General features: G+C 62.5%; 13 protein-coding genes. 5 read left to right on the top strand and 8 right to left on the bottom strand.

Annotation, left to right across the window (positions count from 1 at the left end; translation table 11 throughout):
• Positions 1-41: 41 nt before the first annotated feature.
• Both pnp and rpsO read right to left on the bottom strand, forming a co-directional pair.
• Positions 42-2,186 carry a polyribonucleotide nucleotidyltransferase gene (pnp, locus tag C9E81_RS13640; protein WP_122113157.1) on the bottom strand — a complete coding sequence of 715 codons (2,145 nt, stop codon included), beginning with the start codon at positions 2,184-2,186 and terminating at the stop codon, positions 42-44.
• A gap of 110 nt (positions 2,187-2,296) precedes the next feature.
• Complete coding sequence (rpsO, locus tag C9E81_RS13645; protein ID WP_122112921.1) at positions 2,297-2,566, bottom strand: 30S ribosomal protein S15; 270 nt, start codon at positions 2,564-2,566, stop codon at positions 2,297-2,299.
• Positions 2,567-2,908: 342 nt separating this feature from the next.
• On the opposite strand from rpsO, the gene C9E81_RS13650 reads away from it, so the two are divergent.
• Positions 2,909-3,208, top strand: a complete 300-nt coding sequence (locus C9E81_RS13650; RefSeq protein WP_122112922.1) for an I78 family peptidase inhibitor — start codon at positions 2,909-2,911, stop codon at positions 3,206-3,208.
• A gap of 86 nt (positions 3,209-3,294) precedes the next feature.
• Here the strand turns inward: C9E81_RS13650 and C9E81_RS13655 are convergent, their stop codons facing one another.
• Positions 3,295-3,987 carry a GntR family transcriptional regulator gene (locus tag C9E81_RS13655; protein WP_166461911.1) on the bottom strand — a complete coding sequence of 231 codons (693 nt, stop codon included), beginning with the start codon at positions 3,985-3,987 and terminating at the stop codon, positions 3,295-3,297.
• A 157-nt stretch (positions 3,988-4,144) separates the two neighbouring features.
• Between C9E81_RS13655 and C9E81_RS13660 the strand changes: the two genes are divergently transcribed.
• Positions 4,145-4,789 carry a flavin reductase family protein gene (locus C9E81_RS13660; protein ID WP_122112924.1) on the top strand — a complete coding sequence of 215 codons (645 nt, stop codon included), beginning with the start codon at positions 4,145-4,147 and terminating at the stop codon, positions 4,787-4,789.
• Between the two features lie 75 nt (positions 4,790-4,864).
• Here the strand turns inward: C9E81_RS13660 and selD are convergent, their stop codons facing one another.
• From selD to rpsA, 3 genes are all read right to left on the bottom strand, one after another.
• Positions 4,865-5,920: a selenide, water dikinase SelD gene (gene selD, locus C9E81_RS13665; RefSeq protein WP_122112925.1), complete on the bottom strand. Its 1,056-nt coding sequence runs from the start codon at positions 5,918-5,920 to the stop codon at positions 4,865-4,867.
• Positions 5,921-5,998: 78 nt separating this feature from the next.
• Complete coding sequence (locus C9E81_RS13670) at positions 5,999-6,643, bottom strand: LysE family translocator (protein WP_208021176.1); 645 nt, start codon at positions 6,641-6,643, stop codon at positions 5,999-6,001.
• A gap of 130 nt (positions 6,644-6,773) precedes the next feature.
• The gene (rpsA, locus tag C9E81_RS13675; protein WP_122112926.1) at positions 6,774-8,453 is read right to left on the bottom strand and encodes a 30S ribosomal protein S1; all 1,680 of its coding nucleotides are present in this window, start codon (positions 8,451-8,453) and stop codon (positions 6,774-6,776) included.
• Between the two features lie 287 nt (positions 8,454-8,740).
• Here rpsA and modA point away from each other — a divergent pair, with 287 nt between their 5' ends.
• Genes modA through modC form a run of 3 tightly spaced genes read left to right on the top strand, consistent with a single transcriptional unit; the run spans position 8,741 to position 11,304 of the window.
• Positions 8,741-9,505: a molybdate ABC transporter substrate-binding protein gene (modA, locus tag C9E81_RS13680; protein WP_166461912.1), complete on the top strand. Its 765-nt coding sequence runs from the start codon at positions 8,741-8,743 to the stop codon at positions 9,503-9,505.
• A 3-nt stretch (positions 9,506-9,508) separates the two neighbouring features.
• Positions 9,509-10,204 (top strand): molybdate ABC transporter permease subunit, encoded by a 696-nt coding sequence (modB, locus tag C9E81_RS13685; RefSeq protein WP_122112927.1) that lies wholly within the window; start codon positions 9,509-9,511, stop codon positions 10,202-10,204.
• Complete coding sequence (gene modC, locus C9E81_RS13690) at positions 10,201-11,304, top strand: molybdenum ABC transporter ATP-binding protein (RefSeq protein WP_122113160.1); 1,104 nt, start codon at positions 10,201-10,203, stop codon at positions 11,302-11,304. The genes modB and modC overlap by 4 nt, the downstream gene beginning before the upstream one ends.
• 88 nt (positions 11,305-11,392) lie before the next feature.
• On the opposite strand, the gene C9E81_RS13695 is transcribed toward modC, so the two are convergent.
• Both C9E81_RS13695 and C9E81_RS13700 read right to left on the bottom strand, forming a co-directional pair.
• A complete protein-coding gene (locus tag C9E81_RS13695; RefSeq protein ID WP_122112928.1) occupies positions 11,393-12,178 on the bottom strand; it encodes a metallophosphoesterase family protein in 786 nt (261 codons plus the stop codon).
• On the bottom strand, positions 12,175-13,122 hold the full coding sequence (locus C9E81_RS13700) for a diacylglycerol/lipid kinase family protein (RefSeq protein ID WP_122112929.1): 948 nt from the start codon (positions 13,120-13,122) through the stop codon (positions 12,175-12,177). Before C9E81_RS13700 ends, C9E81_RS13695 begins: the two co-directional genes overlap by 4 nt.
• Between the last annotated feature and the right edge of the window lie 60 nt (positions 13,123-13,182).

The following is a 13,182-nucleotide window of genomic DNA, read 5'->3' on the forward strand; positions in this document are numbered from 1 at the left end:
CCCGGCCCCGATGGTTCCACCGGGGCCGGATAACAAAGGGTTTACCCTTCGGTCGTTTCTTCCTTCTTCTCGGCGATTTCCTCGCCGGTCTCCTGATCGACCATCTTCATGCCAAGGCGCACCTTGCCGCGATCGTCGAAACCCAGGAGCTTCACTTTTACTTCCTGACCTTCCTGCAGGACCTCGGACGGATGGCCGAGGCGGCGGTTGGCGATCTGGCTGACATGCACCAGCCCGTCGCGCTTGCCGAAGAAGTTCACGAAAGCGCCGAAATCGACCAGCTTCACCACCTTGCCGGTATAGATCTGGCCCTCTTCGGGCTCTGCCACGATCGAGTGGATCATGTCATAGGCCTTCTTGATCGAATCGGCATTGGCCGAAGCGATCTTGATCACGCCGTCGTCGTTGATATCGACCTTGGCGCCGGAAACCTCGACGATCTCGCGGATGACCTTGCCGCCCGAGCCGATCACTTCGCGGATCTTGTCGGTCGGGATGTTCATCGTCTCGATGCGCGGGGCATGGGCACTGAATTCGCGGCGGCCTTCGGTCAGGGCCTTGCCCATCTCGCCCAGGATATGCATCCGGCCGTCACGCGCCTGCGCCAGCGCCTGCTCCATGATCTCGGGCGTGATGCCCGCGACCTTGATATCCATTTGCAGCGAGGTGATCCCCTGATCGGTCCCGGCAACCTTGAAGTCCATGTCGCCGAGATGATCCTCGTCACCCAGGATATCGGTCAGGACGGCGAAACGCCCATCATCCTCGAGGATCAGCCCCATGGCGACGCCCGCGACCGGAGCCTTGAGCGGCACGCCCGCATCCATCATCGACAGGGACGACCCGCAGACCGTCGCCATCGAGCTCGAGCCGTTCGACTCGGTGATCTCGGAGACCAGGCGGATGGTATAGGGGAAGTCCGTCTGCGCCGGCAGCACCGCCTGAAGCGCGCGCCATGCCAGCTTGCCATGACCGATCTCGCGGCGGCCCGGAGCACCGAAACGTCCGACCTCGCCGACCGAATAGGGCGGGAAGTTGTAATGCAACAGGAAGTTGGAGCGGAAATTGCCGTGCAGCGCATCGATGATCTGCTCGTCATCGCCGGTGCCGAGCGTGGTCACGATCAGGCCCTGCGTCTCGCCGCGGGTGAACAGCGCCGAGCCATGGGTCCGCGGCAACAGGCCCACTTCGCAATCGATCGGGCGGACGGTCTTGTTGTCGCGGCCGTCGATACGTGCGCCGCCATTGATGATGTCGCCACGCAGGATACCCGATTCCAGCTTTTTCAGCGCCGAGCCGAGGTTCTCGTCCTCAAGCTCTTCCTCGGACAGGCTTTCCTTGATCTTCGCCTTGGCGGCGGCAATGGCGTCCTGGCGCTCGCTCTTGTCGCGGATCGCATAGGCGGCGCGCATATCGGCTTCGCCCAGTTCCTTGACGCGGGCGTAAAGCGCCGAGTAATCCGGCGACTGGAAGTCGAACGGTTCCTTGGCGGCGGCCTCGGCAAGCTGGATGATCAGGTCGATGACCGGCTGCATCTGCTCATGGCCGAATTTCACGGCACCCAGCATCTCTGCCTCGGAAAGCTCATAGGCTTCCGACTCGACCATCATCACGGCGTCCTTGGTGCCGGCAACGACCAGGTCCAGGCGCTGCTCGGGGTTCTGGCGCAGGTTGTCCATGTCCGAAACCTCGGGGTTCAGGACATATTCGCCATCGACAAAGCCCACGCGGGCGGCACCGATCGGGCCCATGAAGGGCACACCCGAGATCGTCAGCGCAGCCGAGGCGGCGATCATGGCAACGATATCGGGGTCGTTGACCAGATCGTGGCTCAGCACCGTGCAGATCACCAGCACTTCATTCTTGAAGCCCGGTGCGAAGAGCGGACGGATCGGGCGGTCGATCAGGCGCGAGGTCAGCGTCTCTTTTTCCGAGGGACGGGCTTCGCGCTTGAAAAAGCCGCCGGGCACCTTGCCCGCAGCATAGAATTTCTCCTGGTAATGCACCGTCAGCGGGAAGAAGTCCTGACCGGGCTTCGGTTCCTTTGCGAAGGTGACATTGGCCATGACGCTGGTTTCGCCCAGGGTGGCGATAACCGAGCCATCGGCCTGACGGGCGATCTTGCCCGTTTCCAGCGTCAGGGTTTCCTGGCCCCACTGGATCGATTTCTTCACTTCATCAAACATCGTTTTCCTTACCGGCACGGCCCCTGCCGCGCCTTCATCATGCCGGCGCCCGGCCCCATTGCCCGGCACCATAAGAAAACGCGCCCGTCCGGCGGGCGCGTTTCAGTGGATCAGCGGCGCAGGCCCAACTTGCCGATCAGGGCAGTATAGCGCGCTTCATCCTTGCGCTTGAGATAGTCGAGCAGCTTCCGGCGCTGCGCGACCAGCTTAAGCAAACCACGACGCGAGTGGTTGTCTTTCTTATGCGTCTTGAAATGCTCGGTCAGCGTCGCGATACGCGACGTCAGAATCGCCACCTGCACCTCGGGCGAGCCGGTATCGCCTTCCTTGGTGCCGTAATCCTTGATGACCTTTGCCTTTTCCTCAACAGTAATCGACATCGGGGTCTCCTTTCATATCAGAGCGTTATGGCGCAGGCCGGGATGTCGTCCAGCACTGGCCCATGGAGTATCGCCGCCAGGCCGGAAGCCGGGCGGATGAGGGCGTATAAAAGGTTTCGTGACAAAAGAAAAGCATTCTGTAGAGGGGGCATTGCGGAAAGCGGCAGCTCTGTGTTCAACGTCATGGCTGGGGCCATCACCGGACCGTTCACTATCCAGATTTTCCAAAACTCGCAAACACGACGCGAAATCGGCATTGCCTCGCCTAAATCGGACAGGGATGGAACCCGGCATCCGGGATATACGTATATTTATCACCTGCAGTTGACCAAGGAGTTTCCAATGAAACCCGGATTACCGCTTGCCGCGTTTGCCATCCCCCTGATCGTCTCTGCCTGTGTCCCGACTCCGGAGCAGGAAGTCGAGGTCACGCCGCCCGCCTCCGAGATGGGTGAGGACGCCTGCGGTGCGTCCCGATATGCCGGGCTGGTCGGTGAAACCTCACCTTCGATCACGCTTCCGGCAGGCACGATCTTCAGACATTACAGGACCGGCGATCCGGTCACGATGGATCTGAACCCGATGCGGCTGAACTTCGAATATGATGCCAGCGGAAAACTTGTCTCGGTAAGCTGCGGCTGAGGCACAGTCCCGCGACTACCAGCAGCGATCAGAAAATCCCGGGAGGTTCGGTGTCGAGGCTCCTGAGTGATCGGGCTTTTGCCGGCTTACGGGAAAATCGCGTTGAGATCGTTCGACTTCCTGACTGATTGACGCAGGTCCAGCTCGCTTTCCAACAGGTCGATATGCTCGACCATCAGTTCGACGGCGCGCCCGGAATCCCGTGCCGCCAGCGCATCCAGCAGCTTGACGTGATCCGCGGGGCCGCAATGCACATCATGCTGCGGGCGATAGATTGCCGTGACCAGCGAACTGCGCGCGATCAGTTCACGCATGATGCAGGCCAGGAAATCGCTGTTAAGCAACTCGGCCATGCGCAGGTGAAACGCACCGGACAGCCGGATGATCTCGGATTTGTCCCCGGCCGCCACCGCCTCGGCCTCCGCCTGCACCAGCGCTCGCAACTCCTCCACGCCCTCGGGAGAGATGGTTTCGGCCAGCCGCCGGATGATCCGGGTTTCGGCGACCCGGCGCAGGTGAAATATATCGGCGGCATCCTCGGCAGTTGGCGCGGCCACGAACGCGCCCCGGTTGGCCTGCAGGATCACCAGCCCCTCCCGTCCCAGTTCCTTGAGAACAAGCCGAATGCGCCCGCGCGAGACGTTGAACACGCCCGCGAGTTCCTCCTCTTTCAGCCGGGTTCCCGGAGACAGCCGACGCGAGGCGATAGCCAGCCATATGCGGTCGCGGATTTCCTCGACCGAAAGCGGGCTTGCCCCGCCAGCCTTGCCGCTATCCATGCCATCTCCCATGTTCATGCCAAATCCATCTCTTGCAAGCCAGCCATGTTAACAATATTGTTTACAATAACCGGTTCCAGTTTACATTCAATCGGCGCTTTTTGCAGACCCTGCCGCTCTGCCGCAACGCCACATCCATCACTCAGAGGCCCCGATAGTGGATTTCGACTTTACAAAGCTTGACAAGGATGTCCGTTATCGCCTGCTTTCGAATTTCGTCGGCCCGCGCCCCATCGCGCTGGTTTCGACCAATGGCAGCTCGGGGGGCAGGAACGCCGCGCCGATGTCGTTCTTCAACGTCTTCTCGCACGAGCCCCCCATCGTCGTTCTCGGCATTCAAACCCGGCCCGACGGCGCAATCAAGGACACGGTGGCCAATATCCGCGAAACCGGTGAATTCGTCGTCAACATGGTGGATATGAGCATCGCGGAAGGAATGCTGATCTGCGGCCTGTCCTTCGACAGCGATGTGGATGAAATCCTCACCGCGGGACTGACACCTGTTCCGGGAACCCTGGTCTCGGCCCCACGGATTGCCGAGAGCCCCTGCGCGATGGAATGCCGCGTCGAGCGGGTGATCGATTTCGACCGGCGCGTGCTGGTGCTGGGAGAGGTGGTCTACATGCATGTCGCCGACAAATGCCTCGATCCGGCAAAGCGCTATGTCGACCCAGAGCATTACCAGCCCATCGCCCGGCTGCATGCCGATAACTATATCACCTCGGACCGGCAATTCGTGCTGAAGGCACCCCCGCTCGACAGCATTCGTCCAATCCGCATCGGGGAAACCACCAAAGGCTGAAATCCAGGCAGTCGCGCCCTTCGGCTTCATGCCGAAGAAGGGCCGGAATGCCGGGGTTACGGATCATGTTGCCGGTTACGTGACCGTAAGCCGCCCTGCCCCCTCATGTGCCTCGGCAATCACCGTCGCATCCGCGAATCCGTGATCGCGAAAGACGGCCAGCACCTCGTCGGCGCTTTGTGCGGCGCAGGATACCAGCAGGCCGCCGCTGGTTTGCGGATCGGACAGCAGCGCGCGATCCACATCCGCGAAATCACCGGGCAGGCTGACATCATCGCCATAGCTTGCCCAGTTGCGTCCCGACGCCCCGGTGACAAAGCCGTCCGAAGCAAGCGCGCGCGCGCCCGGCAGCAGCGGCACCGCCTTCCAGTCCAGCCGCAATTCGCAATTCGAGCCCCGTGCCATCTCGAGCATATGCCCGGCGAGGCCAAAGCCGGTGACATCGGTCATCGCGTGGACGCCCGGCAATCGTGCAAGATCCGGGCCGGGCGTGTTGAGGCGCGTTGTTGCCGCAATCATCCTTGCATAGCCTTCCGCCTCCAGCGCCTCTTTCTTCAGTGCGGCGGACATGACGCCGACACCAAGCGGCTTGCCCAAAACCAACAGATCACCGGGACGCGCCCCGGCATTGCGCTTGACATGAGCCGGATCGACAAGACCCATCGCGACCAGCCCATAGATCGCCTCGACCGAGTCGATGGTATGGCCGCCTGCGATCGGGATGCCTGCGTCGCGGCAGGCCATTGCCCCGCCCTCGAGGATACGGGCGATGGTGTCGGAAGACAGCGTGTTGATCGGCATACCCACCAGCGACAACGCCATGATCGGCTTGGCACCCATCGCATAGACATCGCTGATCGCGTTGGTTGCGGCAATCCGGCCGAAATCCAGCGGATCATCTACGATTGGCATGAAGAAATCCGTCGTCGCGACCAGCGCTTGGCTGTCGTTCAGCCGGTAGACGGCGGCATCGTCCGAGGTTTCGATCCCGACCAGAAGCGCCTCGGGAACCGGCAGCATCGCGGTGCCGCGCAGCAGCCCCGTCAGGACACCGGGGGCAATCTTGCAACCGCAACCGCCTCCGTGGGAAAGCGAGGTCAGCCGGGGTTCGGATAGGGTCTGGGCGGTCATTGTCGATCCTTGGGACAGGGCAATTTGCGAGAGCGCAAGGATAAGGAAGGCGTCACCGGCGGGCAAGCGGCCCACCGGTCAGACCGGGGCACGCCAGCTTGCCAGCTTGGCGCCGAAGCCGATGAAAACAACCCCGGTCACGCCCTTCAGCCAGCGCTGGATACGATCACTGCGCGCCAGTCCGGTCAGGCGCGAGAACAGCAGGACCATCGCGCCGAACCAGACCACGTTGATCGCCGAATGCACGAAGACCAGCAGGAAGGCCGAGGTTGCCGGATGCTCACCGGCAGGAATGAATTGTGGAAACACCGCAAGGTAGAACATCGACACTTTGGGATTTAGCCCGTTGGTCAGCAACCCCTCGACATAGGCTCGCCACAGGTTTCGTTTGCGTCGCGCCGGTGTGACGCTGCCGGGCATGGGCATATTGCCCCGAAGGGCCTGACGCAGCGATTTGATCCCGATCCAGCACAGATAGGCCGCACCCATATACTTGACGATCGTGAAGGCCGTCGCCGATTGCAGCAGGATGATCGAGATGCCCAGGATCGACAGGGCCCCATGAATATAGAAAGCGGTGAAGAAACCGGCGATATTGGCAAAGCCTGCGGCGGACCCGGAAGTCGGCACAGTGCGGGCGATCAGCACACCATTCGGCCCCGGCGAAGCGACCAGCAAAGCTGTTGCCAGTGCGAATGTCACGATCTCGGCCCAGCTCATCATCCCGGTTCCCTGTCCGCTTGAGTCAGCGACACATTGAACCCGGCGAAGGGCAGAGGCAATCCGAAATCCGCAAATGGAAAGCCCGCCCCCTGACCGGGGACGGGCCATTGATGCCGGGCTTGCGCCGCGATCAGTTGTCGCGCTTCAGCGCCGCACCAAGGATATCGCCAAGCGAGGCGCCCGAATCCGAGCTGCCATACTGGTCGATCGCCTCTTTTTCCTCGGCGATCTCGCGCGCCTTGATCGAAAGACCGAGACGACGGGTCTTGGTGTCGACATTGGTGACGCGGGCATCGACCTTGTCGCCGACCTGGAAGCGCTCGGGGCGCTGGTCCTGACGGTCGCGGGCAAGGTCGCTGCGGCGGATGAACGACTTGACGCCGTTATACTCCACCTCGACGCCGCCATCCTCGATTGCCGTCACCTCGACGGTGACGACCGAGCCGCGCTTCACGCCATCGACGGCCTCGGCCATATGCTCGTTTTCGAGCGCCTTGATCGACAGCGAGATACGCTCTTTCTCGATATCCACATCCTGGACGACGGCCTTGACGACATCGCCCTTGCGGAAGTCCTGGATGGCATCCTCGCCACGGGCATCCCAGCTGATATCCGACAGGTGAACCATGCCGTCGATATCGCCTTCGAGACCGATGAACAGACCGAATTCGGTGATGTTCTTGACTTCGCCCTCGATGACGGTGCCCGAGGGATGGGTCTCGGCAAAGACTTCCCAGGGGTTGCGCATGGTCTGTTTCAGGCCGAGGCTGACGCGGCGCTTGGCCTCGTCGATCTCGAGAACCATGACGTCCACCTCCTGCGAGGTCGAGACGATCTTGCCCGGATGGACGTTCTTCTTGGTCCAGCTCATTTCCGAGACATGGACCAGACCCTCGACACCGGCTTCCAGCTCCACGAAGGCGCCGTAATCGGTGATGTTGGTCACGCGGCCATGATGCACCGAACCGAGCGGGAACTTGTCGGCCACGGTATCCCAGGGATCGTCCTGCAACTGCTTCATGCCGAGGCTGATGCGGTGGCTGTCCTTGTTGATCTTGATGACCTGAACCTTGACGGTCTCGCCGATCGACAGGATTTCCGAGGGGTGGTTCACGCGCCGCCATGCCATGTCGGTGACATGCAGCAGACCGTCAACACCGCCCAGATCGACGAAGGCGCCGTATTCGGTGATGTTCTTCACCACACCGTCCACGCTCTGACCTTCGGTCAGGTTGGCGATGACCTCGGCGCGCTGTTCGGCGCGGCTCTCTTCCAGGATGGCGCGGCGCGAGACGACGATATTGCCGCGGCGACGGTCCATTTTCAGGATCTGGAAGGGCTGCTTCAGGCCCATCAGCGGGCCGGCGTCGCGCACCGGGCGGACATCGACCTGGCTGCCCGGCAGGAAGGCCACGGCACCGCCCAGATCGACGGTGAAGCCGCCCTTGACGCGGCCGAAGATGGCGCCTTCGACGCGCTCTTCATCGGCATAGGCTTTTTCCAGACGGTCCCAGGCTTCTTCGCGGCGGGCCTTCTCACGGCTGATCGAGGCTTCGCCACGGGCGTTCTCGACGCGGTCGAGATAGACCTCGACCTCGTCGCCAACCGACAGGTTGGCATCCTCGCCGGGATTTGCGAATTCCTTCAGATCGACGCGGCCTTCCATCTTGTAGCCGACATCGATGATGGCCTGTCCCGCCTCTATGGCGATGACGCGGCCCTTGACGACGCTGCCCTCGTCAGGCGTGTCCATATCGAGGCTTTCATTCAGGAGGGCCTCGAATTCCTCCATGGTCGCTTTAGCGCACATGCGTATCCAGTTTCCTTTACATCGGTTTATCTGGCCAGACGGTTGGCTCCGCCGGTCTGTTGAATGCCCTTCAGTAACGACAAAGGGTCGCGGCAAAGCGCCCGACCCGTCTTTTTTCGGCCTGTTATGACCATGTCGCCCGATTGACTGGGGCCGAAATAATCCTTGACGAGGCAAAGATCAACCGTAAAGCGCATCTCCGCAAGGTTATGTCCGGCAGGAGATATCGCTTGCACCCCTTGTCCGGACAGGCGATATATTCTTTCAAACATATCGAGACAAGGGACATGCCGATGCGATTCATCCGCGCCATGCTTTTGCCCGCGATGCTGCTGGCCGCCACGCCCGTCCTCGCAGAAGAGGTCGTCGTCTTCGCCGCCGCTTCGCTGAAGAACGCGCTGGACGAGGTGGCCGCCGGTTTCACTGCCGATACCGGACATGAGGTTACGATATCCTATGCGGGCTCGGGCAAGCTGGCCCAGCAGATCCTTGCGGGCGCCCCGGCTGACCTGTTCGTTTCGGCCAATGCCCAGTGGATGGACGAGATCGAAAAGGCCGGGCTTCTGGCCGATGAGGGGCGCCGCGATCTTCTGGGCAACGAACTTGTCCTGATCGCCCATGGCAAGGATGCATCAGCCGTCGGGATCAGCCCTGAAACGGACCTGCCGGGATTGCTGAACGGGGGCAAGCTGGCCATGGCGCTGGTGGATTCGGTACCTGCGGGTCAATATGGCAAGGCCGCGCTGCAGAATCTCGGGCTATGGGACGCGGTCGCGAAAGACGTCGCGCAGGCGGATAACGTCCGCGCGGCCATGGCGTTGGTATCGACGGGCGAAGCCCCCTACGGCATCGTCTATGCAAGCGATGCGGCCGCCGATGACAACGTGACCATCTTCGGCAGCTTTCCCGGCGAAAGCCACCCGCCGATCACCTACCCTGCGGGATTGCTGTCCCAAGCCGGGGACAGGGCCGACCGCGATTTCTACGATGCACTTTCGGGCGCGGCAGCGGCAGAGACCTTCGCGCGTCATGGCTTCGCTTTGCTCAACTGACCCATGAACGACTGGTTGTCCCCCGAGGAATGGCAGGCCGTGGCCCTTTCGCTGCAAGTCTCGACCGTGGCAGTGTTGGCCAGCCTGCCTTTCGGGGTGCTGGTGGCCCATGCGCTGGCGCGCTGGCGCTTTCCGGGGCGAGGGCTGCTGAACGTGCTCGTGCATCTGCCGCTGGTGCTGCCGCCCGTCGTCACCGGCTACCTCCTGTTGCTGACCTTCGGGCGGCGCGGCGCGGTCGGACAGTTCCTCGACCAGTTCGGCATCGTCTTCGCCTTTCACTGGACGGGCGCAGCCCTTGCGGCAGCGATCATGGGGTTTCCGTTGATGGTGCGCGCCATCCGGCTGGCGATCGAGGCGGTGGATCCAAAGCTGGAGCAGGCCGCCTCGACGCTTGGGGCATCCCGCATCTGGATCTTCGCGACGATCACCCTGCCCCTGATCCTACCCGGTATCCTGGCAGGGATGGTGCTGGGTTTCGCCAAGGCATTCGGGGAGTTCGGCGCGACCATCACCTTCGTCTCGAATATCCCGGGCCAGACCCAGACCCTGCCCTCGGCCATCTACGCCTTCCTGCAAGTGCCGGGAGGCGAGGCCTCGGCACTGCGTCTCGTGCTGGTCGCCGTCATCATCGCCATGGGGGCCCTGTTCCTGTCGGAATGGCTGGCCCGGGCGGTGGCGCGCAGGATAGCGGGGCACTGATGCTGTCCGTCTCGATCCGCCACCAGTTTCCCGGCTTCACCCTGGACGCCACATTCGAGGCGCCACCCGGTGTGACCGCGCTGTTCGGACGCTCGGGGTCGGGCAAGACCAGCATCGTCAATGCCGTTGCCGGTCTGATGCGCCCCGATGCGGGCCGGATCGAAGTGGACGGGCGGCTGTTATCTGACAGCGAAAGCGGGCACTTTCTGCCTCCCCATCGGCGTGGCATGGGTTATGTCTTTCAGGAGGCCCGGCTTTTTCCCCATCTGACGGTCCGGCAGAACCTGCTTTACGGTGGCTGGTTCTCGGGCCGCCGTGACCGCGCCGGTTTCGCGCGCATCGTCGAGATGCTCGGGATCGGCCAGTTGCTGAACCGCCGCCCCCTGGCCCTGTCGGGCGGCGAGCGGCAGCGGGTGGCGCTTGGGCGGGCGATCCTGTCCAATCCGCGCCTGCTGCTGATGGACGAGCCGCTGGCCGCGCTGGACGAGGCGCGCAAGGCCGAGATCCTGCCCTATCTGGAGCGCTTGCGCGACGAGACCGGGCTGCCGATCCTTTATGTAAGCCATGCCCCCGCCGAGATCGCCCGGCTGGCCAGCAGCATCGTTCTGCTCGAAGCCGGGCAAGTGATCGCCGCGGGGCCCGCCACCCGCATCCTGTCAGACCCGGCGACCGTTCCGGCACTGGGCCTGCGCGAAGCGGGCGCCATCATTACCGCCCGGGTCGAGGCCCATGAGGCGGATGGCCTGACCCGGCTTGGCACCTCCTCGGGGACAGTTTTCCTGCCCCGTATCGACGCGGAACCGCAATCCACCCTGCGCCTGCGCATTCTTGCCCAGGACGTGATGATCGCGCTGGAACGCCCCGCGGGAATATCCGCGCTGAACCTGCTTCCCGCGGTGGTCCGCGATCTGACCGAGACCGAAAGCGGCATGCTCGTCCGGCTGGACGCGGGCGGCGAGACCATTCTCGCGCGGATCACCCGGCGCTCTGCCTACGCATTGGCACTCGAACCGGGCAAGCCGGTTTACGCGATCCTGAAGGCGGTTTCAGTCGCACCGGGCAGTGTCGGGAACATGAAACGTCATTTCCATTCCACCTGACTCGGACATTGCGGCTCATAATTCTGCCTCACAGAGATCCGGAGCCTCGCGGAAGGCAATACCATCCGCAACCCGCCAGTGAACGATCTCAGCCCCGCCAAACTCCCGAAGAGCGGGAAAAGCGCAAAGGCTCTCCGGTGGGACGAAAGCCGGTATCGTCACCGACATGCCTTTCGATCAGCAAGTCGGGGCCGTCGATGTCCAGCACCGCGAATTCATTCGGCGGATCTTCCGGGCGAGCGCATAACGCGCTGCCCGCCTGCACCTGCAAGACCCGCTCATGCGGGCCGAGTCTCAGCAAGGTGCCTGCGTCCCATATATGCAGATGCCCGGACAGGACGAGATACGCTCCGGCCTCTTCCAGACGCGCCAATGCGCTTGAAGCATGCAGGGCGGGTTCTTTCGGCGATTGCGGCAGTTGTTGCAAAGGGTGATGCAGTGCCACGATATTGACGGCCTGGGGATCGATTTGACGGATCACCCGCGCCACTTCATTTCCGCGCAGCCTGCCGCGCCGCCACGAGAAAGGATCGACGCTGTTCAGCCCCAGCACCTGTATGCCGCCCTTGTTCCAGACTGGCGACAGATCGCAACCGACCGCCCTGCGATAGTCCGACCATGGCCGGAAAAACCGTGCCCCGATATTGTAAAGCGGGATGTCGTGATTGCCCGGCACGACCATCAGCGCGGTATCGATCCGGCCCAGGAACGCCGCTGCCCGCCGAAACTCATCGGGGCGGGCACGATGGGTGACATCGCCGGTCACAACAACCAGATCGGCCTGCTGGCGGTTGACCTGTGCCAGCAGTGGTTCGGCCAGTTCACCGCGCTCGAAACCGAAATGCAGGTCGGACAGGTGCAGTATCCGCGTCACGACGCGGCACCATCGGTCTTGTTCCGCCCGTCGGCTGGCAGCAGGACACGCAGTGCAGCCCTGCGGACCCGCAGACGGAACGGGCTGTCCATCGGGGTTTTCTCGCCATCATGCGCAACCAGTTGGCGCTTGCCCGTCTCGATGGTCAACTCGTCGGTCACGATCAGGTCGAAATCATCATCCTGCGCAGAGAAGCCAACCGCCAGCCGCAATGCCGAGCGGATCAGCGGCAATGGTTTTCGCGCCCGGGCGATCAGCACCGCGAACTTGCCCTGCCGGATCGCGTCCGCGCCATCGAGGCCGAAACTGTCCAGTTGAAAGGCACTGCGGGCGACAAAGACCAGCGCGGTAGTAAAATTCCGGCTTTCACCATCGACACGGGCGATCAGAGTCATCGGATGGCGCAAACGGCGCAGCGCGACCAGCACCGACCAATAGGCCGCGAGGCGCGAGCGTCCCCATCTGCGATAGATGCTTTCCCGGGTCTTGAGAATATGCGGATAGACACCAAGGCTGACATTGTTCAGAAACACCAGATCACCGATTTCACCAATATCGATCGAGACGATGCGGGCATTCTGCAGCGTCTCCAATGCGTCGTCCAGTGTCTCCCCCACGCCCAGATCCCGGGCAAAATAGTTGAAGGTGCCCCCCGGCAACACTCCCATCACCGCATCCGTCCCGGCCAGCACCCCCGCCACCGCGGATTGCGTGCCGTCGCCCCCCGCCGCGATAATGATATCGAATCCCTCGGCAACGGCTCTTTTCGTCATTCGCGACAGATCGTCGCCGCGCCGGGTCTGATACAGGGCGAAGGAGGCACAGAACGGTTTCAATGCGCGGCTCACCTGATCCGCGAACTCCCGGTCGTCCTTGCGGCCGGAGCCGAGATTCATGATGACGCAGACACGGCTTTGAGACAGGTCGATGGGATTGTCCTGCATGGCGTTTCGGGGGCTAACGATCCGATGAACAACCCGGCAGGGGTCGTCCCGGTTTCATGA

This window comes from Paracoccus alkanivorans, assembly GCF_003697785.1.
GTDB classification, from domain to species: Bacteria; Pseudomonadota; Alphaproteobacteria; order Rhodobacterales; family Rhodobacteraceae; genus Paracoccus; species Paracoccus alkanivorans.

Coding starts and splice junctions, on each gene's coding strand:
- rpsA (WP_122112926.1), bottom strand. CDS start 8,453: ATGTGCGCTAAAGCGACCATGGAGGAATTCGAGGCCCTCCTGAATGAA.
- C9E81_RS13700 (WP_122112929.1), bottom strand. CDS start 13,122: ATGCAGGACAATCCCATCGACCTGTCTCAAAGCCGTGTCTGCGTCATC.
- C9E81_RS13670 (WP_208021176.1), bottom strand. CDS start 6,643: ATGATGAGCTGGGCCGAGATCGTGACATTCGCACTGGCAACAGCTTTG.
- pnp (WP_122113157.1), bottom strand. CDS start 2,186: ATGTTTGATGAAGTGAAGAAATCGATCCAGTGGGGCCAGGAAACCCTG.
- modB (WP_122112927.1), top strand. CDS start 9,509: ATGAACGACTGGTTGTCCCCCGAGGAATGGCAGGCCGTGGCCCTTTCG.
- rpsO (WP_122112921.1), bottom strand. CDS start 2,566: ATGTCGATTACTGTTGAGGAAAAGGCAAAGGTCATCAAGGATTACGGC.
- C9E81_RS13650 (WP_122112922.1), top strand. CDS start 2,909: ATGAAACCCGGATTACCGCTTGCCGCGTTTGCCATCCCCCTGATCGTC.
- modA (WP_166461912.1), top strand. CDS start 8,741: ATGCCGATGCGATTCATCCGCGCCATGCTTTTGCCCGCGATGCTGCTG.
- selD (WP_122112925.1), bottom strand. CDS start 5,920: ATGACCGCCCAGACCCTATCCGAACCCCGGCTGACCTCGCTTTCCCAC.
- C9E81_RS13655 (WP_166461911.1), bottom strand. CDS start 3,987: ATGGATAGCGGCAAGGCTGGCGGGGCAAGCCCGCTTTCGGTCGAGGAA.